This window comes from Pseudomonas sp. BN414 (assembly GCF_029871275.1).
GTDB classification, from domain to species: Bacteria; Pseudomonadota; Gammaproteobacteria; order Pseudomonadales; family Pseudomonadaceae; genus Metapseudomonas; species Metapseudomonas resinovorans_C.
In genome coordinates this window covers 489,845-511,233 of record NZ_SSOL01000079.1, presented here as the reverse complement: position 1 = coordinate 511,233, position 21,389 = coordinate 489,845, and the positions used below count along the sequence as shown (strand labels likewise).

The following is a 21,389-nucleotide window of genomic DNA, read 5'->3' as shown; positions in this document are numbered from 1 at the left end:
CATCTGCTGGCGTTTTTTATTGGCGCGAGTAAACCCCGGAATTACCCGGGGTATTTTCACAACTGATAGCGATGCCGCAGTTCCGTGGCATATCGACGCCACTCCAGCAACACCGCCTGTTGTGCGGGCTCGGCATTGAGCTGGAACTCATCCAGTGCCTTGAAAAAACTCTCCAGGGTATTAGGCGCCCCGTATTCCGGGCTATTCAGCCGATTCCTGCAAAATGCCTCCCATCGCGTGCGGTCGGAATCCGACAAAGTTTCAGGGAAGTTTCTTGCACGGTAACGGAACAGCAACTCCGGCAAGCGCGGGTCGTCGAACGGCCATTTCTCGCGGGACAATCGTTGCGGGTCGGCGCGTCGCACTTGTTCGCACAGTCTACGATCCCGGTCACCGAGGAATCCGTCATACAACTGCTGCTCCGGATCATCCGCCGACGCGAATTCTTCTTCCGCGTAAATAACCGGCAACTTCTCTTGCCAGATGGCGGCCTGCGCGGCGACCAGCTCGGCACGACGCTGGCAGAGTTCCAGATCGACGCCGAGGCGCTGCCGGTCAGCTTCGCGCAGCACCCCAAGGGGCGCGACTACCGGACACCGATTGATATGCAGCAACTTCAGCGGCACCGGCAGCTCACCTTCAGCCAGGTCATCGCGCCGGGTATAGAGGCGCTGGCGCAGGACTTCCGCATCCAGTTCGAGCAGCGGGCCCGGCTCCGACTGCAGGTCCAGCACGATCAGCGCGTTGCGATTGCGCGGATGCCAGGCAAGGGGTAGCACCACCGCCAGGTAATGACGTTCACCGGAGAAACGCCCAGAAATGTGCACCAGAGGTTGCAGCAGGCGCACCTGCTCCTGGACCTTGTGCTTGGTACGCAGCTGATAGAGATAGTCGAACAGCTTCGGTTGACGCTCGCGCAGCAGGCGCGCCAGGGCGATGGTCGCGCGGACGTCGGAAAGCGCATCGTGGGCCTGGCCATGGTCGATGCCGTTGGCCGCGGTCAGCAGCTCCAGGCGCAAACTGACGCGCCCGTCCTGTTGCGGCCACTCGATGCCCTCCGGCCGCAGCGCATAAGCGGTGCGCACCAGGTCGATCAGGTCCCAGCGGCTATTTCCGCCCTGCCATTCGCGGGCATAGGGGTCATGGAAGTTTCGATAGAGGCTGTAGCGGGTGACTTCATCATCGAAGCGCAGGGTGTTGTAGCCGGCGCCACAGGTGCCCGGCAGTGCGAGCTCGGCATGCACCCGATGCATGAATTCGGCTTCACCCAATCCTTTTGCCTCGAGGGTACTGGGCAGGATGCCGGTGACCAGGCAGGCGGCCGGGTGGGGCAGGATGTCGTCGCTGGGCTTGCAGTAGAGGTTGATCGGCTCGCCGATTTCGTTGAGCGCCTCGTCGGTCCGAATGCCGGCCACCTGCAGCGGGCGGTCGCAGCGCGGGTTGATGCCGGTGGTTTCGTAGTCGTGCCAGAAAATGCTGGATGTCACGGCGTCCCCCTTTTTCGTGAGCTGGGCAGTCTATCACCGGCGCGTAGGCGGCAACGGCGCTGAACAGACGGGGAAACTTCGCCATTCTCCGCCTTGCTGGGTGGTTTCCGGCGTGCCTAGAATCGCCGCCACTGGACGACCGCCCCGCCAAGGACTGCCCCATGCCCGTGCCTTTCGCGCTTCGCGCACGCACCCGCGCGCCATACGCCCTGTCGAAAACTCCAAATCTTTCACAGCATGCGGGCTGAGTCCTCGCCGCCAGGTTGCCTGGATACCGGCCGCTCGCTAGCATCGGGCTTTCCCCTTGGCGCCCAGCCGATGCCCGCAATCCGAGCCAGCTCCCCACCTGTCGATTCCCAGGCCCAACCGCTGGACACCCGCTACCAGGTGGAAACACCGGAAGGCATCGACCTGGTCCTGCGACCGGCTGGCCTGCTGCCACGCGCCCTTGCCTATGCCATCGACCTGGCCATTCGCGGCGCTATCATGCTGGTGCTGTTCATCGCCCTGGCCCTCCTCGGCCAGCTCGGTTTCGGTCTCGGCCTGATCCTCATGTTCCTGCTCAACTGGTGGTACATGGTGCTGTTCGAAGTGCTCAACCAGGGCCGCTCTCCCGGTAAGCAGGTCATGGGCCTGCGGGTCGTGCATGACGATGGCACCCCCGTCGGCTGGTCGGCCTCGCTAGTGCGCAACCTGTTGCGCTTCGTCGACCTGTTGCCCTTCGCCTACACCCTGGGCGCCCTCAGCTGCCTCCTGCACCCGACCTTCAAGCGCCTGGGCGACATTGCCGCTGGCAGCCTGGTGGTTTATCGCGACGAGCAGACCCAACGTCCCGAACTGCCGGAGGCCGCGCCCGAGCGCGCGCCATTCGACCTGACCCTCGCCGACCAGCGTGCCCTGCTGGGCTTCGCCGAACGCCAGTCCGACCTGTCGCCTGCCCGACGCGCCGAGCTCGCCGGCATCCTCGCCGCGCCGCTCAACGTATCGGCGGAACAGGCCCAGGCGCGCATCAATGGCATCGCCCGGGGCCTGCTGGGATCGGCTTCGCCATGAAACAGAATCTCTTCGAACGCCAGCACCAGGCAGACTGGAAAGCTTTTTCCGACCTGCTTGACCGCCTCGAACGTGGCAAGGCGGACGCCCGTGCCTGCGAAAGTTTCTCCGCCGACTACCGACAGGTCTGCCAGCAACTGGCGCTGGCCCAGGAGCGTGGCTACAGCAGCCACCTGGTGGAGCACCTGCAACAGCTCGCCATGCGCGGCCACCAGCAGTTCTACCGCCACCGCAGCCACCTCGGCGCGCGCCTGCTGGGCTTTCTCCTGGCTGGATTTCCGCGCCTCGTGCGCAGCCAGTGGCGCAGCATCGCCGCCGCCAGCCTGCTGTTCTACGGCAGCCTGCTGTTGATGGGGCTGCTGGTACACAACTGGCCAGACCTGGTCTACAGCGTGCTGGATCCGGAGCAGGTGTCGTCGATGGAGTCCATGTACGACCCGGATGCGCGGCGTATCGGCCCCATGAGCGAGCGGGACTCCGGCGACGACTGGATGATGTTCGGCCACTACATCATGAACAACATCGGCATCGCTTTTCAGACCTATGCCGGCGGCCTGCTCTTCGGCGTTGGCAGCCTGTTCTTCCTGTTGTTCAACGGCCTGCACATCGGCGCCGTGGCTGGACACCTGACCCAGGTCGGTTTCGGCGAAACCTTCTGGTCGTTCGTCATCGGTCATGGTGCATTCGAGCTCACCGCCATCGCCTTCGCCGGTGCTGCCGGGTTGCAACTGGGCTGGGCCCTGCTCGCTCCGGGCCGCTTGCCGCGTGGCGAAGCGCTGCGCCTAGCCGGCGCACGCAGCGTGCAACTGGTCGCTGGCGTGATACTGCTGCTGGTGATCGCAGCGTTCGTCGAGGCCTATTGGTCGTCGATGACCCTGGTGACGCCTCAGGTGAAGTACAGGGTGGGTGCGGGCCTCTGGCTGCTGGTCGCACTCTATTTCGGGCTGGTGGGCAGGAGGACTCATGCGCCTGACTGACGCCAGCGTCGCGATCCGCCCACGCAGCGCGTGGGAAGCCATGGACCTGGGCGTGCTCCTGGCGCGCCGTCACGCCGGTCTGCTGATGGCCAGCTGGGCACTGGTAACCCTGCCGGTGTTCGCCCTGCTCACGCTGGTCTGCTGGAGCTACCCGGGGCTGGCGGTCTTCCTCTTCTGGCTGCTGAAGCCCGCCTACGAGCGGCTGCCACTGTACATCCTCTCCCGCGCCCTGTTCGGCGACACGCCGACCCTCGGCGAAGCACTGCGCGCGTATCCGCGACTGCTGAAGCCGCAGTTGCTCGCGAGCCTCACCTGGCGGCGTCTCAGTACTACCCGTAGTTTCGACCTGCCGGTACTCCAACTGGAAGGCCTTTCCGGACAGGCGCGAAGCCAGCGCCTGGTCGTGCTGGGGCAGCGCAACGCGGGTGGTGCCACCTGGCTCACGGTGATCGGCGTCCACCTGGAATCCGCCCTCTGGTTCGGCCTCGTCACCCTGCTCTACCTGATGCTGCCCCAGCAGGTGGCGATCGACTGGGACTGGCAGAAGCTCCTGGAAATGGCCTCCGGCGAATGGATCTGGCTGGAGCACCTGTCCAACAGCCTCTACGTCCTGGTGCTGGTGATCTGGGGACCGGTGTATGTCGCCTGCGGCTTCACCCTGTACCTGAACCGCCGCACGTCCCTGGAGGGCTGGGACATCGAACTCCAGTTCCGTCGCATGCGTCAGCGTCTGACCGGCACTGCCTATGCGTTGCTGCTGGGGCTCGGCCTGCTGCTCAGCCAGCTGCCGCAACCGGCCATGGCGGACGACACGCCGGCCCTTTGCCTCGCGCCCCAGGCCTTCCTTGAAGGTCCCGATGCCGAACGCCTCACCCACCAGTCGCTGACCGGCAAGACCGCGAAGGAAGATATCGGCGCCCTGCTGGACGGCCCGCCCTTCCAGAACCGGGAAACCGTCACTCGCTGGCGCCTGGGCGAAGCAGCCGCTGACAAGGAACCCAAGCCAGAAGACGTCGAAGGCTGGGCCGAATTCATCCGCAACCTGTTCAAGCTGGCCGAGTACGCCAAGAGCCTGGACACCCTCGCCCTGGTCATCAAGGTGCTGCTCTGGGGTGCGCTGATCAGCCTCGTTGCGCTGCTGCTCTGGCGCTATCGCGACTGGATCAACACCTTCGCCGGCCGCCTGGGGCTGCCCCAACGCCGCACCCGTGAAGCGCCTTCAGTGCTGTTCGGACTGGAGCTGGCACCCGAGAGCCTGCCTGACGATGTCGCCACGGAGGCCGAACGCCTCTGGGCCAGCTATCCCCGCGAAGCCCTCGGCCTGCTCTACCGCGCCCTGCTGAGCCGCCTGCTGCATGACTTCCGCCTGCCACTCAGGCAATCCCATACCGAAGGTGAAGTGCTGCAACTGGTGCGCCGCCTGGACAACACCGAGCTGGAAGGTTTCAGCCAGGCGCTCACCGGGCACTGGCAGGACCTCGCCTACGGTCACCGCCTGCCCGCCGCCGAACTGCGCCAGGGTCTCTGCGATGGCTGGCGTCGCCTGTTCGCCGCCGGAGCCGCAACATGAAACCGCGCCTGCGCTTTCTCATTGGCGCCGGCCTGGCCCTGCTGCTAGGTCTGCTGGCGATCCAGATCGGCGGGCGCTTGCAGCCCTATCAGGACACCGTCGAGCACGGCCCGGCGCCCGAAGTACTGGGCAATCCGTACCTCGCGGCCGAACACTTCCTGCGCAAGCAGGGCCTGCAAGTGGCGCGGGCGGACGGCCTGGAAGTACTCGACAACCTGCCCAGCGCCGGTCACAGCCTGGTGCTGCTCGGCAGCCGCTCGCGCATGACGCCACGCCAGGCCGATCGCCTGCTGGAGTGGACGAGCAAGGGCGGGCACCTGCTGTTCATCGCCGAGCGAATCTACGACGAAGACGAAGGCAAGAGCGGCGATCTGTTGGCGGATCGTCTGGGCATCCAGCAGCACGAAGCCAAGGACCTGAAAGAAGATACGGGCCCTGAACCCGAGACGCCTGACGACACTCGCACCGAGGAGCAGGCCGAGGCCGCGGCATCTCCCCAGGACGAACAGGAGCCCGCCGAGGAAGACCCCTTCCCGGAGCTGACCAAGCTCTATCTGGAAAATGAACAAGCGCCGGCCTACGCCAGCTTCGACCCCGAGTTCCACCTCTACGACAGCCAGAACCGCGCCCACGCCTGGGCCAATAGCGCCAAGGCCACGCACATGCTGCAGCTGGACCACGGCGACGGCCTGGTCACCGTACTCACCGACGGCTGGATCTGGCAGACCCGCGATATCGACGAGTACGACAACGCCTGGCTGCTCTGGTATCTCACCCAGGACAGCACCGTCACCCTGCTTTACCGCGCAGAGCGCGACAGCCTGGCCACGCTGCTCGGACAAAACTTCCCCGAGGCCCTGGTGGCCCTGGCGCTGCTTATCGTCCTGTTGCTCTGGCACATTGGCCAACGCCAAGGGCCGCTGCAGGCACCGGCCAGCCGCGCGCGCCGGCAACTGGAAGAACACCTGCGCGGCAGCGCCGACTTCCTGCTTCGCCGCAGCGGCCAGACCAGCCTGCTGCAAGGCCTGCAACGTGATATCCAGCGTCGCGCCCGCCATCGCCATCCCGGATTCGAACGGCTCGCCGTGGCCGAACAGTGGCAAGTGCTGGGCCGCCTGACCCGACTCCCGCCCAGCGCCATCAGCCAGGCCATGCGGCCTCTGCCCAAGCAACGGCTCACCGCCACCGACTTCACCCGCCAGGTCGCCCACCTGCAAACCCTTAGGAACGCGTTATGAGCGAACAGATTTCCGACCCGTCGCAAACCGAAGCAGGCAGCGCTTCCGCCCCCTCGGCCGCCGTCCAGCGCCAGCGCGCCAGCCAGTTGGCCCAGGCGTTGCGCGTGGAACTGCAGAAGGCCGTGGTCGGCCAGGTCGCCGTGATCGACGACGTGCTCACCGCGTTGCTGGCGGGTGGCCACGTGCTGGTGGAAGGCGTGCCGGGCCTCGGCAAGACGCTGCTGGTCCGCGCCCTGGCCCGCTGTTTCGGCGGCGAGTTCTCGCGCATCCAGTTCACCCCCGACCTGATGCCCAGCGACGTCACCGGCCATGCCGTGTATGACATGCAGAGCGAGCAGTTCAAGCTGCGCAAGGGCCCGGTGTTCACCAACCTGCTGCTGGCGGACGAAATCAACCGCGCCCCGGCCAAGACCCAGGCCGCGCTACTGGAAGTGATGCAGGAGCGCCAGGTCACTCTCGAAGGCCGCGCCCTGCCGGTGCCACAACCCTTCCTCGTGCTGGCGACGCAGAACCCCATCGAGCAGGAAGGCACCTATCCCCTGCCGGAAGCCGAGCTGGACCGTTTCATGCTCAAGCTGCGCATGGACTACCCAGCCGCCGACGAAGAACTCAGCCTGGTGCGCCAGGTCACCCGCTCGCCTCGCGCCGACATGCTCGAAGTGGCACCGCTGCGCACGCTGCTGCAAGCCCGCGATGTCATGGCCCTGCAGAAGATCGCCAGCGATCTGCCGGTGGACGACCAGGTGCTCGACTATGCCGTGCGTCTGGCCCGCGCCACCCGCAGCTGGCCGGGCCTGGCCATGGGTGCCGGTCCGCGCGCCTCCATTGCCCTGGTGCGCGGCGGCCGCGCCCGCGCCCTGTTGCGCGGCGGCGACTTCGTGCTCCCGGACGACATCAAGGGCTGCGCCCTGGCGGTACTGCGCCACCGCGTGCGCCTGTCGCCGGAACTGGATATCGAAGGCCTGTCGGTGGATCAGGTGCTCCAGCAACTCCTCGACCAGGTGCCGGCGCCGCGCCTATGAAGCCGTCCCGCGCACTCTTGGCGCTGGTGGCCACGCTCTTCGGCCTGGCCCTGCTCCTCGGCGCCCTGCCGGCGCTGGGCGTCGGCCTGCCCGACCAATTGGGCCTGCTCTGGTGGGGGCTGCTCTGCGCCCTCATCCTGCTTGGCCTGGTGGATGGTCTCTGGCTGCGCCGCCTGCCGTCACCGCAGCTGGAGCGCAAGCTTCCCGGCAACCTGGCACTTGGCCGCTGGAGCGATGTCCGACTGACCCTCCATCACGGCTATGGCCGCTCCCTGGATATCGACCTGTTCGACCAGGTGCCAGCCGCCATGGAATTCGAGTCGCTACCCCAGCGTGTGGCCTTGCACCCGGGGGAGCGCACCGACTTCGGCTATCGGCTGCGACCACTCAAGCGCGGCCATTTCCACTTCCCTGCCTGCGAAATACAGCTGCCCAGCCCGCTCGGCCTCTGGCGGCACAAGCGCGTACTCGACCTGCCCGGCGAAGCCCGTGTCTACCCGGATTTCGCGCGCCTCTATGGCGCGCAACTGAAGGCTGTGGACGACTGGCTCAGTCAGCTCGGTGTGCGCCAGCGCCCGCGCCGCGGCCTGGGCCTGGAATTCCACCAGCTGCGAGAGTTCCGCGACGGCGACACCTTGCGCCAGATCGACTGGAAGGCCACGGCCCGCAAGCGCACGCCCATCGCCCGCGAATACCAGGACGAGCGTGACCAGCAGATCGTTTTCCTGCTCGACTGCGGCCGGCGCATGCGCAGCCAGGACGGTGATCTCTCGCACTTCGACCACGCCCTCAACGCCAGTCTGCTGCTCAGCTATGTGGCGCTGCGCCAGGGCGATGCGGTTGGTCTGTCCACCTTCGCCGCCGAGCGCGATCGTTTCGTGGCGCCGGTGAAGGGGCCGGCGCAGTTGAACGTGCTGCTCAATGGCGTCTACGACCTGGACAGTACGCTGCGCCCGGCTGACTACAGCGCCGCCACGGACGCGTTGCTGGCGCGCCAGCGCCGCCGCGCACTGGTGGTCCTGGTGAGCAACCTGCGCGACGAGGACGACGCCGAACTGTTCAACGCCGTGAAGCGACTCGGCCGCCAACACCGCCTGCTGGTGGTCAGCTTGCGTGAGGAAGTCCTCGACAGCCTGCGCCAAACCCCCGTCCGGGGCTTCGATGATGCCCTCGCCTACTGCGGTACGGTGGACTACCTGAACGCCCGCAACAGCCTGCATGAACGCCTGGCGGCCCACGGCGTGCCGGTGCTGGACGCCCGTCCCAGTGAGCTGGGACCGGAGTTGGTGAGTCGTTATCTGGCGTGGAAGAAGGCAGGGGCGCTGTAGTTCGAGAGTGGGCCCAGCGCCGCATCCGGCCCGTAGGTTGTGGCAGAGCTACGCGAAGCCCAACACGCGGAGTCATGGTCAACCTCGTTGGGCTTCGCTGCGCTCTGCCCAACCTACAAGAGCCGTCCGCACGGGGTCGATCCTGGCACTCTCCTGTAGAAGCGAATTAATTCGCGAAAGGGCCGCGCATCCGGCCGTAGGTTGTGGCAGAGCTACGCGAAGCCCAACACGCGGAGTCATGGTCAACCTCGTTGGGCTTCGCTGCGCTCTGCCCAACCTACAAGAGCCCCGTCCGCGCGGGGTCGATCCTGGCACTTTCCTGTAGGAGCGAATTCATTCGCGAAAGCGCCGCGCACCTGGCCCGTAGGTTGTGGCAGAGCTACGCGAAGCCCAACATTCGGAGTCACGGTCTACCTCGTTGGGCTTCGCTGCACTCTGCCCAACCTACAAGAGCCGTCCGCACGGGGGCGATCCTGGCACTTTCCTGTAGGAGCGAATTCATTCGCGAAAGGGCCGCGCATCTGGCCCGTAGGTTGTGGCAGAGCTACGCGAAGCCCAACATGCGGAGTCACGGTCAACCTCGTTGGGCTTCGCTGCGCTCTGCCCAACCTACAAGAGCCGACCGCGCGGGGTCGATCCTGGCACTTTCCTGTAGAAGCGAATTAATTCGCGAAAGGGCACCGTGGGTTGTGGCAGAGCTACGCGAAGCCCAACACGCGGAGTCACCGGTGAACCTCGTTGGGCTTCGCTGCGCTCTGCCGAACCTGCAAGAGCCGGCGCTCATTCGCCAAGGAGGCCGCAGGTCTCCCCTTCCCTGCCCCCAAAGAAAAAGGCGAAGCACCTGGCTTCGCCTTTTCTCATTCCACTCGACCTCAGTGATGCTTGCGCGGCACCGGCTTGAGCAGTTCGGTCGGGGGCATCTCGCAGTTGATCTTGCGCCCCAGCAGTTCCTCGATCGGCGGCAGGGCGAAGGCATCGTCCTCGCCGGCGAAGCTGATGGAAGTGCCCGTGGCGCCCGCGCGGCCGGTACGGCCGATGCGGTGGACGTAGTCGTCCGGGTCTTCCGGCAGGGTGAAGTTGATCACGTGGCTGATGCCGTCGATGTGGATGCCACGGCCGGCGACATCGGTGGCCACCAGGACGCGGATCTTGCCTTCGCGGAAACCTTCCAGGGTCTTGATACGCTTGTGCTGAGGCACGTCGCCGGACATCTGGGCGGCGCTGATGCCGTCCTTGGTCAGGCGCTCCTCGATACGGCGCACCTCGTCCTTGCGGTTGGCGAAGACCATGACGCGGGTCCAGTCGTTCTGCGCGATCAGGTTGTAGAGCAGCTTGTACTTGTCACTGCCGGCCACGGCATAGACATGCTGTTCGACGGTTTCGCTGGCGACGTTTTCCGGCTCGATTTCGACGATGGCCGGGTCGACGGTCCACTGCTTGGCGAGGTTCATCACGTCTTCGGTGAAGGTGGCGGAGAACAGCAGAGTCTGGCGCTCGCCCTTGTATGGGGTCTGGCGAATGATCTGGCGCACTTGCGGGATGAAGCCCATGTCCAGCATGCGGTCAGCTTCGTCCAGCACCATCACTTCGACCATGTCCAGGTGCACTTCGCCGCGCTGGTTGAAGTCCAGCAGACGGCCGGGAGTGGCGACCAGGATGTCGCAGAAGCGCGATTCGAGTTGCTTGAGCTGCTTGTCGAAGTCCATGCCGCCGACGAAGCTCATCACGGTCAGGCCGCTGTGCTTGGTCAGGGCCTGGGCATCCTTGGCGATCTGCACCACCAGTTCGCGGGTCGGCGCGATGATCAGCGCACGCGGCTCGCCCATGTAGCGCTCTTTCGGCGGCGGGGTCTGCAGCAGCTGGGTGATGGTGGAAATCAGGAAGGCGGCAGTCTTGCCGGTACCGGTCTGGGCGCGTCCGATTGCGTCCTTGCCCTTCAGGGTATGACCGAGGACCTGCGCCTGGATCGGGGTGCAATAGGGGAAGCCCAGATCGTGGATGGCATGCATCAGACTCGGATCGAGGTTGAAGTCATGGAAGCGGGTTTTGCCTTCCTGAGGCTCCACCACGAAGTCTTCCAGCTTCCAGGTGCTCGCCGGGGCCGCGGCCTTGGCCGGACGCTCACGACGCGGCTTGTCGGATTTGGGCTTGTCGCTGCGGGGCTTTTTCTCGCCACGGGAAGCGCGTTCGCTGGAGCCTTCGGCCTTTTCGCCTGCTTCGCGAGGCGCTTTCTTCGGTTTGGCCGGACGCTCTTCCTTGTCGGTACGGGCGGGGGCTGGAGCGGTTGGGGTGGGGCCGGCCTGCGGCTCTTCACCCTTGCTGAAAATCTTCTTGAGTGCTTTGAGCACGGTGGTCTCGTCGATTGATTAAGGAATGAACGGCCGCCAGTGTAAAGCAAGATGCCCGCAGGGCGAAGAGCTGCGGGCATTCAAGGGCTTGACTTGGTCTAAGGAAGGGACTCCAGCAGCAGTCGGCGAACGTTGCCGCCCATGATGAGGGCGATGTCCGCCTCGTTGAATCCGGCGTCCTTGAGGCCCTGGGTCAGTTGCGCCAGGCCGCTGGTGTCGAATGGCGTGTGCACGGCACCGTCGAAGTCAGACCCCAATGCCACATGCTGCACGCCCACCTTGTCGGCGACATAGCGAATGGCCTTGACGATGGCTTTCACCGAGGTTTCGCAGACTGCAGTGTCCCAATAGCCGATGCCGATCACCCCACCGGTAGCGGCAATGCGCTGGATATGCGCGTCGGTGAGGTTGCGGGTGCCCGGGCAGGTGCCTTCGACACCGGTGTGGGACACCAGCACCGGACGCTCGGCCATATTCAACACGTCATCGATCAGTGCGCGAGACGCATGGGCCAGGTCCACCAGCATCTTCTTCTCTTCCAGGCGGGCGATTACCCGGCGGCCGAAGGGAGTCAGGCCGCCCTTCTCCAGGCCATGGGCGGAACCACCGACCTCGTTATCGAAGAAATGGGTCAGCCCCATGATGCGGAAGCCCGCGTCGTACATGCGGTCGACGTTCTCCAGCTTGCCTTCCAGCGGATGCAGGCCTTCGGTGGCGAGGATCGCGGCGACCTGGTTCGGGTTCTTCTCCCAGGCCGCGAGGTACCGGGAGAAGTCTTCGCGGTTGCGCACCTGGGTCAACTTGCCCTGGCTGCCGGCAGCGGCCTCTTCCAGTTTCTTGCCTTGATAGAGGGCGCGCTCCAGCAGGCTGTGCCAGGTCGCACGCGGCCAGCGCTGGGCCATGACCAGGAGGGTGATGTCGTCGGTGTCCGAACCGTTGCGCTCGTAGTTGAGGCCGCGCGGCGTCTTGGTGACAGTGGAAAACACCTGCAGGCCCACATGGCCTTCGAGCAGGCGCGGCAGGTCGCTATGGCCGAAATCATGGCGTTCCAGCAGATTGCGGTTCCACAGCAGGGCATCGTCGTGCAGATCGGCGACGAACAGGGTCTTGTGCAGTTTCTCGGCCTCGTCGGAGGCGTGATAGGGCGGCGGCGCGGCCACCGTGTTCATTTCACGGTCGAGGAAACCCGGCAGGTAGAAGAAGATCCCCAGGCCAACGGCCACCAGCAAAAGCAAAGCGATCAGGAGTTTGCGCATGTCCAGCTTCCGGCTGTCTTGTAGTGAACGGACTCTAGCAAACAGACGTTTGAAAGAAGCGGAAATGCAATGCAGGGCCGAAATCAGCCGTTCAGCCGGTTACGCCCATCCTGCTTGGCCTGGTACAGCGCGTTATCGGCCCGCGAAATCATGCCCTGCAGGCTGTCCGGACGCTGCATTTCCGCCAGGCCGATGGAGATGGTCACGCCCGGCAATACGCCCAGCGGTGAATAGAAGGAAGGGATCTGTTCCAGGCTGGTCCGCAGCCGTTCACCAATCGTGCGGGCCTCGTCGCAGCCCATCTCGGGCAGCAGGATGACGAACTCCTCACCGCCATAGCGCGCCATGCTGTCCTTGGGCCGCAGCTGATTGCGCAGTGTGTGGGATACGAGGCACAGCGCGTAATCGCCCGCCAGATGCCCATGGCAGTCGTTGTAGGACTTGAAGTGGTCGACATCCAGCATGAGCATCGACATCGGCTGCTCGTTGAAGGAACAGCGGGTGCTTTCGCGCTGGTAGATCTGCTCCAGCCAGCGCCGGTTGAAGAGCCCGGTCAAGGTGTCGATCTTCGCGTTCTGCTCGGTATCGAGAATGATCCGGTTGCCCTGACGCACACGGTCACACAGCACTTCCAGCAGGTTCTGCATCAATTGCGGCGACTGCTGGAACAGGCTGACCAGCGATTGCCGGTGCAGTCGCAATGCGGTGGTGGGCTCCGCTGCGACCACGTAGGCCGAAGGGTGGTCGTTGTCGATGAAGCTGATCTCGCCGGCGCACTCGCCCGGCTCGATGGAACTGACGGGGTTGTTGTCCAGGGAACCCAGGTAGACCTTCAGCCGCCCACTCACGACGAGATAAAGGTACTGGTTGCGATTGAACGGACTCAGCACGATCTCGCCGGCGTCCAGGTCGCAGGCGCGAAACTCCTTGAGCAACAGCTCGAGGCTGTTCGCGGTGACGTTCTGGAACAGACGCAGTCGGCCCAACAGGGCCATGTCTTTTTGCCAGTGGACATGCTTCATGGCTGCAACGGCCTCGGATGGCAGTCGAAGCGGACGGCACCGCTAACGATCCCTGTCTCAGTTGTTAACGCAGTGCGACAGTATTCCCGCACTTTTCGTCTGGCAATGCCCGTCCAAAGTTGGGCCGACAGGCGGCCGGATATCGGTAAGGAACGCGACAATTCCTGATGTTCGCCACAATTTCGCAACATTTCTCTGAACGCACGAAAACACCCCGGCGACTGCTCGGAGCGTAGGGACGCGAAAACTGAATGGCGCAGTGACCAGAAGACCGCCCAGAGGCGGCCTTTGGTGGCCAGTATAGATGGCCTCAAGCCATCAGGCGGAATTTCACCGAATAGCCCGCCATGCGAGCTTCCAGCAGCGTACGCAGCGGCTCATCCAACCCCGGTGCGCGAATCTCCGCGATCTGTCCGTGGCGATCATCGTTCACCACCTCCACCCGCACGCCCGGAGCGATGGCCCCCAGCACGTCTTCCAGCACGCGACAGGTAGCGTCGAAGCGAAGCGCCGGCTTGAAGGTCTTGCCCACGGCGGTCACCGGAATTGCGTCGATGATCCAGACATGCTTGGGCACCGCGGCACGCTCGGGCACATGCTGCGCCGCGTGTGCCAGCAACTCGGCTTCGCTGGCGACTGCACCGGGCTTGAGCTGCACATAGGCCACCGGCAGCTCGCCGACCTTGTCGTCCGGCTTGCCGACGGCCGCGGCCATGGCAACGGCGGGATGTCGATGCAGGGCTTCCTCGATCATCTGCGGATCGATGTTGTGTCCACCTCGGATGATCAGGTCCTTGCTGCGGCCGGTGAGCCAGATGTAGCCGTCGGCGTCCATGCGCCCGAGATCCCCGGTGTTGAACCAGTCGCCATCGACCCAGATGTCCTTGTTCTTGCTCGCCTGCAGGTAGCCCTTGAACACGGTCACGCCGCGCACGCAGAGGTTACCGATTTCATCGGGCGCGGCATCCCGCAGGTACTGGCCCTGTTCGTCGAGCACCGCAACTTTCACCTGGCAATAGGGCATGCGCATGCCGATGGAACCCGGCCGGCGCTCACCGTGGGCCGGATTGCCGCAGGTACCACAGGTGGCTTCAGTCAGGCCGTAGCCTTCGATCAGCTTGAGGCCGGTCTTGGCCTCGAATTGGCGAATCAGCTCCACCGGCATGGGCGCCGCGCCACACAAGGCGTAGCGCAGGCTGGACAGGTCGTGGCCCTCGCTGGGGACCTGCAACAGCCCCGCGTAGATGGTCGGCACCCCGCTGAAGAAACTCACCCGATAACGTTCGATGACTTTCCAGAAGTTCTGGATCAGCCGCGTATTGCGATAGCCCTGGGGCGTGGCGATGAGGAACTCGGCGCCCGCGAAGATCGGGGCGAGGCCGGTGACCATCACGCCGTTGACGTGGAACAACGGCAGGCCGCAGAGCGTGTTGTCGCCCTCCCCCAGGTTGATCGCGTAGGCGAGAATCATCGCCATGGCCACTTCGTTGCGGTGGCTGTGAGGCGCCAGCTTGGGCGTGCCGGTGGTACCGCCGGTGTGGAAGTAGGAAGCCACGTCATCCGCTGCAATCACGCGGCCGCTCTGCAGGTGGTCGGCGGGGAAGCGGTCAAGCAGCTCGTCGAAATCCAGCACCCCTTCCGGCAACGCACTGCGCTGGGCCTTGATGGCACTGCGTTGCGGCTCGGGCAGCAGGTTCGCCAGGTCAACCGTGACGATGGCCTCCAATTCCGGCAGGCGGTCACGCAAGCTGGCGACCTTGTCCCAGAGGTCGGTACCGGGGAACGGCGCCAGGGTCACTAGCACCTTGGAGTCGGCCGCATGGATCAGCTCGGCGATGTGTTCCGGCTCCAGCAATGGATTGATCGCATTGACCACCCCAGCCGCTTCGCCGCCCCAGATGGTGAAGTGCGTATGGGGCAGGTTCGGCAGCAAGAACGACACCGCCTTGCCCGGACGCACGCCCAGATGGTGGAAGGCATTGGCGGCCTGGGTCACCCGCGCCAGCAGTTCCCCATAGGTCACCTCGACAGGTGTCTCCTCAGCGTCGCCCTGAAGCAGGAAGGTCATGGCGCGCTTGCTCGGATTGCGTTCGGCGCTGCGGCGGATCAGCTCGTAGGTGCTGTTCGGCATGCCGCGCTGTTCCAGCGAAAGACGTTCGAGTTCTTCGATATCGCGCAGATTGGCGATGGGCGGAGCTGAGGTCTGGGCCATGGTCGCTTCTTGTTCTGAAGGGTTGGAGATCAGCTGTGCAGCCGTTCCACCAGCCAGGTGCCGATGTCGCGGATCTGCTGCGGCAGTACTTCGTGGGCCATCGGATAGTCGCGCCACTCCACGGGAACACCGGCGGCGGCCAGGCGATCGTGGGCGGAGCGGCCCATCGCGGGCGGGACCACATCGTCGAAAGTGCCATGCAAGCAAAGGACCGGCAGTTGTCGTTTTGTATCCGACAGTGTCATGTCATCGCTGAAGGTCGGTGCATAGGTGGAAAGCGCCAGCACGCCGCCCAACTCATCCGCCCAACGCAGGAAGGCGGTGTGCAGGACGACGGCGCCGCCTTGGGAGAAGCCGGCGAGGAAGATGCGGCGCGGCTCGATGCCGCCGTCGATCTGTGCCTGCGCCAGGGCCATCACATGCTCCGCCGACTCCTCCAGCTGGGCCAGGTTGATGGCGCGCTCCGGGCTCATGGCGAGGATGTCGTACCAGGAAGGCATGGCCCAGCCACCATTGATGGTCACGGCACGGGTCGGCGCCTGCGGCAGCACGAATCGGGTGGTGCCCAGCGCTTCCTGCAGGGCCTCGGCCACCGGCAGGAAGTCATAGCGATCCGCGCCCAGGCCGTGAAGCCAGATTATGCAGGCATCGGCGCGATGTGGGGGCTCGAGAATCAGTGTGTCGCTCATGTGTGGCTCCGTTGTGGCGCATCTGCACAGTTGTGGGGCGATGCCATTCAAAGGGGTGGTTTGATAACTGAAAAAGATGTCGCACCGCTAAAACTTTACCTATTGACCTATCGGAATAGGCCTACTGGCACCTCGCTGGTACGCCCTTTGCTAACGAGCACCAGACTGAAATTTGCGCCGGGGCTCGGTAACACTTGCCCTGGCGTGCAACGGGTTGGGTCGCAACTCAGGTTGCTACCTTGCAGGCGATCACCTGGTGCCATTCGTGGTGCAAGGGTGGCGCAATCCGTCTCCAGCCCATTTGACCAATGGGCGAGGAAAGGTCTGGTGGCGAGCGGAGCAGCGCCAACTAGACTCCTTCCTTAGGTCTGACACCCCGGTTGACCTTTTCCAGTGCATGAAAGGTTGAACCTGCCTCACGAGGGTACGGCGGTGGGACCGAGACTCCAACACCAATAAAAGCAACTGGAGGTTTTGATGAAGATGGTGAAATCCACCCTGGCCGTGCTGACCGCGGCAACCGTTCTCGGTGTCAGCGGTTTCGCGCAAGCGGGCGCCACCCTGGACGCGGTGAAGAAAAAAGGCTTCGTACAATGCGGCATCAGCGACGGCCTCCCGGGCTTCTCGTATGCCGATGGCAAGGGCAACTACAAAGGCATCGACGTTGACGTTTGCCGTGCCGTTGCCGCTGCCGTGTTCGGCGATGCCAGCAAGGTCAAGTACAGCCCGCTGACCGCCAAGGAACGTTTCACCGCGCTGCAGTCCGGCGAAGTCGACGTCCTTTCGCGTAACAGCACCTGGACCAGCTCCCGTGACGCAGCCATGGGCCTGAACTTCACCGGCGTGACCTACTACGACGGTCAAGGCTTCCTGGTGAACAAGAAGCTCGGCGTTTCCAGCGCCAAGGAACTCGATGGCGCCACCGTCTGCATCCAGGCCGGCACCACCACCGAGCTGAACCTGTCCGACTACTTCCGCGCCAACAACCTGAAATACACCCCCATCACCTACGACACCTCCGACGAGAGCGCCAAATCGCTCGAGTCCGGTCGTTGCGACGTGCTGACCTCCGACCAGTCCCAGCTCTATGCGCAGCGCATCAAGCTGGCTGCCCCGGACGAGTACGTGGTACTGCCGGAAGTCATCTCCAAGGAGCCCCTCGGCCCGGCCGTACGCCAGGGTGACGAGGAGTGGTTCGACATCGTGCGCTGGTCGCTGTTCGCGATGCTGAACGCCGAGGAACTGGGCATCGACTCGAAGAACGTCGAAGAAACCGCCAAGTCCACCAAGAACCCCGACATTGCCCGTCTGCTGGGTACTGAAGGCGAGTTCGGCAAGGACCTGAAGCTGCCGAAGGACTGGGCGGTGCAAATCGTCAAGCAGGTCGGTAACTACAGTGAAATCTTCGATCGCAACATCGGTGCCGGTAGCGACCTGAAGATCGACCGCGGCATCAACGCCCTGTGGAACAAGGGCGGTCTGCAGTACGCACCGCCGGTGCGCTGACCGTCTCCCGGCGGCCACATGAAGTGGCTGCCGGGTTCGAGTTCCGTTTCAACGCGAACCCTGGCCGCCGTCCCCCATCCGGCCGGCCAGTGGTTCCCAGAGGGCTGTCATGCAAAAACCTGCCAACGCCCCGCGTGCCCCGAAAGGTTCGATCTGGACCGATCCCAAGGCACGCGCGTGGCTATTCCAGATCATCGCCGTCGTCGCAGTCGTGGCACTGGGCTGGTACCTGTTCCAGAACACCCAGCACAACCTGCAACAGCGCGGCATCCTGTCCGGCTTCGATTTCCTCGAGCAAAGCGCCGGCTTCGGGATCTCCCAACACCTGATCGATTACAACGAAAGCCACAGCTACGGCCGCGTCTTCGTCATCGGTCTGCTCAACACCCTGCTGGTTTCGGCTATCGGCATCGTCTTCGCCACCATCCTCGGCTTCATCCTGGGCGTAGCGCGCCTGTCGCCGAACTGGCTGGTACGCAAGCTGGCGACCGTCTACATCGAAACCTTCCGCAACATTCCACCGCTGCTGCAGATCTTCTTCTGGTATTTCGCGGTGATGCTGCCCATGCCGGGGCCGCGCCAGAGCATGGCCATCGGCGAGCACTTCTTCCTCAACAACCGCGGTCTGTACATGCCGGCGCCGACCATGGCCGAAGGCTTCTGGCCGTTTCTGGTCAGCCTGGGACTGGTGCTGGTGGCGATCATTGCGATGGCCCGCTGGGCGAAAGCCAAGCGTGAATCCACCGGTCAACGCTTCCCGGTGCTGCTCAGCGCCCTGGCGCTGCTGGTGGTGATTCCAGGCCTGGTGTCCCTGGTATTCGGCACGCCCTTCGAGTGGAGCATGCCGGTGCTGCAGGGCTTCAACTTCCGCGGCGGCTGGGTGGTGATTCCGGAACTGATCGCCCTGACCCTGGCGCTGACCGTGTACACCGCGGCGTTCATCGCCGAGAACGTGCGCTCCGGCATCCAGGCGGTTAGCCACGGCCAGACCGAGGCCGCGCGCTCCCTGGGCCTGCCCGCTGCCAAGACCCTGCGTCTGGTGATCATTCCGCAAGCCCTGCGCGTGATCATCCCGCCGCTCACCAGCCAGTACCTGAACCTGACCAAGAACTCGTCTCTGGCGGCCGGCATCGGCTACCCGGACATGGTCTCGCTGTTCGCCGGTACGGTGCTGAACCAGACCGGCCAGGCGATCGAGGTGATCACCATCACCATGAGCGTCTACCTGGCCATCAGCATCAGCATTTCCCTGCTGATGAACTGGTACAACAAGCGCATTGCGCTAGTCGAGCGGTGAGGTCCGAACCATGACGACACACGTATTCAAGCCCGACCAGCCGCCACCCCGGATGAGCGTCGGCGTAGTGGGATGGCTGCGCGCCAACCTGTTTTCCAACTGGTTCAACACCCTGTTGACCCTGTTCGCCATCTACCTGGTCTGGCTGATCCTGCCGCCACTGATCAAGTGGGCCTTCCTCCAGGCCGACTGGAGCGGCACCACCCGTGCCGACTGCACCAGCGAAGGCGCGTGCTGGGTGTTCATCAAGATGCGCTTCTCGCAGTTCATGTACGGCTTCTATCCCGAAGAACTGCGCTGGCGAGTGGACCTGGCGGTGTGGGTCGCGATCATCGGCGCTGCGCCGCTGTTCATCCCGCGCTTCCAGCAGAAGGCCAAGTACGGCCTGGCATTCCTGGTGATCTACCCGATCGTCGCTTACTGGCTGCTGCACGGCGGCTTCCTCGGCATGTCCACCGTCTCCACCAGCCAATGGGGCGGCCTGATGCTGACCCTGGTGATCGCTGCCGTGGGTATCGTCGGTGCGCTGCCGCTGGGCATCCTGCTGGCCCTGGGACGACGTTCGAACATGCCGGCGATCAAGGTCATCTGCGTGACCTTCATCGAGTTCTGGCGCGGCGTGCCGCTGATCACCGTGCTCTTCATGTCCTCGGTGATGTTGCCGCTGTTCCTGCCTGAAGGCCTGTCCTTCGACAAGCTGCTGCGGGCGCTGATCGGCGTGATCATGTTCCAGTCGGCCTACATCGCTGAAGTGGTGCGTGGCGGCCTGCAGGCCATCCCCAAGGGCCAGTACGAAGCCGCTGCCGCGATGGGTCTGGGCTATTGGCGCATGATGGGCCTGGTGATCCTGCCGCAAGCCCTGAAGCTGGTGATCCCCGGCATCGTCAACACCTTCATCGCGCTGTTCAAGGACACCAGCCTGGTAATCATCATCGGCCTGTTCGACCTGCTCAACAGCATCAAGCAAGCCACCACCGACCCGGCCTGGCTGGGTATGGCCACCGAAGGCTACGTCTTCGCCGCCCTGGTGTTCTGGATCTTCTGTTTCGGCATGTCCCGCTACTCCATGAGCCTGGAGCGCAAGCTGGACACCAGCCACAAGCGTTAGGAGTCGTCCCATGACTGAAGCAAGCAAGAAAACCGCCGGCGAGCCGATCATCCGACTGCAGGGCGTGAACAAGTGGTACGGCCAGTTCCACGTGCTGAAGGACATCAACCTCGACGTGCAGCAGGGCGAGCGCATCGTCCTCTGCGGCCCGTCCGGTTCCGGCAAGTCGACCACCATCCGCTGCATCAACCGTCTGGAAGAACACCAGCAGGGTCGCATCGTCGTCGACGGCACTGAGCTGACCAACGACCTCAAGCACATCGAGGCGATCCGCAGCGAAGTGGGCATGGTGTTCCAGCACTTCAACCTGTTCCCGCACCTCACCGTGCTGCAGAACTGCACCCTGGCGCCCATGTGGGTTCGCAAGATGCCCAAGCGCCAGGCCGAGGAAGTCGCCATGCATTACCTGGAGCGCGTGCGCATTCCGGAGCAGGCGCACAAGTTCCCGGGGCAGCTTTCCGGCGGCCAGCAACAGCGCGTGGCGATTGCCCGTGCGCTGTGCATGAAGCCGAAGATCATGCTGTTCGACGAACCCACCTCGGCGCTCGACCCGGAGATGGTGAAGGAAGTGCTCGACACCATGATCGGCCTGGCCCATGACGGCATGACCATGCTCTGCGTGACCCACGAAATGGGCTTCGCCCGCACCGTGGCCAACCGGGTGATCTTCATGGACAAGGGCGAGATCGTGGAACAGAACGAACCCAACGCGTTCTTCGACAACCCGCAGAACGAGCGGACCAAGCTGTTCCTCGGGCAGATCCTGCACTGAGGATTGGACGCTGAATGAAAAAGGGAGCCTTCGGGCTCCCTTTTTCATTGGCGCGTGCCACCCCTGTGGGAGCGAATTCATTCGCGAAAGGATTGGCACCCAGCCAGCCCGAAACCACCCTCTCCCCCGGCCCCCGCTCTGCGCCCCAGCCTGATCGCTTCGCGCTCAGGCGTTCATCGGCACCGGAAGCGGTGCTTCCGAAAGCGTGCCTCTTCACCCCGCAGCGGGAGAGGGGTGACTCTCGGCTCACCTTCAGCACTAGCACAATCCTGTGGTGCCGATTTCAATCGCCAAGCAGGGCGCAGCCCTGCCTGCCTTTGTAGGAGCGAATTCATTCGCGAAGGGACTGGCACCAAGCCAACCCGAAACAACCCTCTCCCCCGGACCCCTCTCCCGCAAGCGGGAGAGGGGTGACTCTCAGCCCACCCTCGGCGCCCGCACAATCCTGTGGGGGCGATTTCAATCGCCAAGCAGGGCACAGCCCTGCCTGCCTTTGTAGGAGCG

The 21,389-nt window shown here is 64.2% G+C and carries 16 protein-coding genes; 10 read left to right on the top strand and 6 right to left on the bottom strand.

Features of this window, described 5'->3' with window-relative positions:
- Nucleotides 1-56 precede the first annotated feature (56 nt).
- A complete protein-coding gene (gene sbcB / locus E8E95_RS30190; protein WP_280356093.1) occupies nt 57-1,487 on the bottom strand; it encodes an exodeoxyribonuclease I in 1,431 nt (476 codons plus the stop codon).
- Between the two features lie 318 nt (nt 1,488-1,805).
- On the opposite strand from sbcB, the gene E8E95_RS30185 reads away from it, so the two are divergent.
- From E8E95_RS30185 to E8E95_RS30160, 6 genes are read left to right on the top strand one after another with little or no spacing between them, the layout of a single operon-like run.
- Nucleotides 1,806-2,540, top strand: a complete 735-nt coding sequence (locus E8E95_RS30185; RefSeq protein ID WP_280356092.1) for an RDD family protein — start codon at nt 1,806-1,808, stop codon at nt 2,538-2,540.
- Nucleotides 2,537-3,517 (top strand): stage II sporulation protein M, encoded by a 981-nt coding sequence (locus E8E95_RS30180; protein WP_280356091.1) that lies wholly within the window; start codon nt 2,537-2,539, stop codon nt 3,515-3,517. The genes E8E95_RS30185 and E8E95_RS30180 overlap by 4 nt, the downstream gene beginning before the upstream one ends.
- A complete protein-coding gene (locus E8E95_RS30175; protein ID WP_280356089.1) occupies nt 3,504-5,087 on the top strand; it encodes a DUF4129 domain-containing protein in 1,584 nt (527 codons plus the stop codon). The genes E8E95_RS30180 and E8E95_RS30175 overlap by 14 nt, the downstream gene beginning before the upstream one ends.
- Nucleotides 5,084-6,325 carry a DUF4350 domain-containing protein gene (locus E8E95_RS30170; RefSeq protein ID WP_280356087.1) on the top strand — a complete coding sequence of 414 codons (1,242 nt, stop codon included), beginning with the start codon at nt 5,084-5,086 and terminating at the stop codon, nt 6,323-6,325. The genes E8E95_RS30175 and E8E95_RS30170 overlap by 4 nt, the downstream gene beginning before the upstream one ends.
- On the top strand, nt 6,322-7,347 hold the full coding sequence (locus tag E8E95_RS30165; RefSeq protein WP_280356085.1) for a MoxR family ATPase: 1,026 nt from the start codon (nt 6,322-6,324) through the stop codon (nt 7,345-7,347). Before E8E95_RS30170 ends, E8E95_RS30165 begins: the two co-directional genes overlap by 4 nt.
- Nucleotides 7,344-8,675, top strand: a complete 1,332-nt coding sequence (locus tag E8E95_RS30160; protein ID WP_280356084.1) for a DUF58 domain-containing protein — start codon at nt 7,344-7,346, stop codon at nt 8,673-8,675. The genes E8E95_RS30165 and E8E95_RS30160 overlap by 4 nt, the downstream gene beginning before the upstream one ends.
- A gap of 872 nt (nt 8,676-9,547) precedes the next feature.
- On the opposite strand, the gene rhlB is transcribed toward E8E95_RS30160, so the two are convergent.
- The 5 genes from rhlB to E8E95_RS30135 form a co-directional block, all read right to left on the bottom strand.
- Nucleotides 9,548-11,023, bottom strand: a complete 1,476-nt coding sequence (gene rhlB / locus E8E95_RS30155) for an ATP-dependent RNA helicase RhlB (RefSeq protein ID WP_280356082.1) — start codon at nt 11,021-11,023, stop codon at nt 9,548-9,550.
- Nucleotides 11,024-11,121: 98 nt separating this feature from the next.
- A complete protein-coding gene (locus E8E95_RS30150; RefSeq protein WP_280356080.1) occupies nt 11,122-12,279 on the bottom strand; it encodes a dipeptidase in 1,158 nt (385 codons plus the stop codon).
- Between the two features lie 83 nt (nt 12,280-12,362).
- Complete coding sequence (locus E8E95_RS30145) at nt 12,363-13,301, bottom strand: GGDEF domain-containing protein (protein ID WP_280356078.1); 939 nt, start codon at nt 13,299-13,301, stop codon at nt 12,363-12,365.
- Between the two features lie 310 nt (nt 13,302-13,611).
- Nucleotides 13,612-15,513, bottom strand: coding sequence for an acyl-CoA synthetase (locus E8E95_RS30140; protein WP_280356076.1), 1,902 nt, complete (start codon nt 15,511-15,513; stop codon nt 13,612-13,614).
- Between the two features lie 29 nt (nt 15,514-15,542).
- Nucleotides 15,543-16,202 (bottom strand): alpha/beta fold hydrolase, encoded by a 660-nt coding sequence (locus E8E95_RS30135; RefSeq protein WP_280356074.1) that lies wholly within the window; start codon nt 16,200-16,202, stop codon nt 15,543-15,545.
- A gap of 477 nt (nt 16,203-16,679) precedes the next feature.
- Between E8E95_RS30135 and E8E95_RS30130 the strand changes: the two genes are divergently transcribed.
- The 4 genes from E8E95_RS30130 to E8E95_RS30115 all read left to right on the top strand — a co-directional run bounded on the left by E8E95_RS30130 (nt 16,680) and on the right by E8E95_RS30115 (nt 20,885).
- On the top strand, nt 16,680-17,708 hold the full coding sequence (locus E8E95_RS30130) for an amino acid ABC transporter substrate-binding protein (RefSeq protein WP_077522532.1): 1,029 nt from the start codon (nt 16,680-16,682) through the stop codon (nt 17,706-17,708).
- Nucleotides 17,709-17,817: 109 nt separating this feature from the next.
- Nucleotides 17,818-19,005, top strand: a complete 1,188-nt coding sequence (locus tag E8E95_RS30125) for an amino acid ABC transporter permease (protein ID WP_280356073.1) — start codon at nt 17,818-17,820, stop codon at nt 19,003-19,005.
- A gap of 10 nt (nt 19,006-19,015) precedes the next feature.
- A complete protein-coding gene (locus E8E95_RS30120) occupies nt 19,016-20,113 on the top strand; it encodes an amino acid ABC transporter permease (protein ID WP_280356072.1) in 1,098 nt (365 codons plus the stop codon).
- Nucleotides 20,114-20,123: 10 nt separating this feature from the next.
- Complete coding sequence (locus E8E95_RS30115; RefSeq protein ID WP_077522538.1) at nt 20,124-20,885, top strand: amino acid ABC transporter ATP-binding protein; 762 nt, start codon at nt 20,124-20,126, stop codon at nt 20,883-20,885.
- The last annotated feature ends 504 nt before the right edge of the window (nt 20,886-21,389 follow it).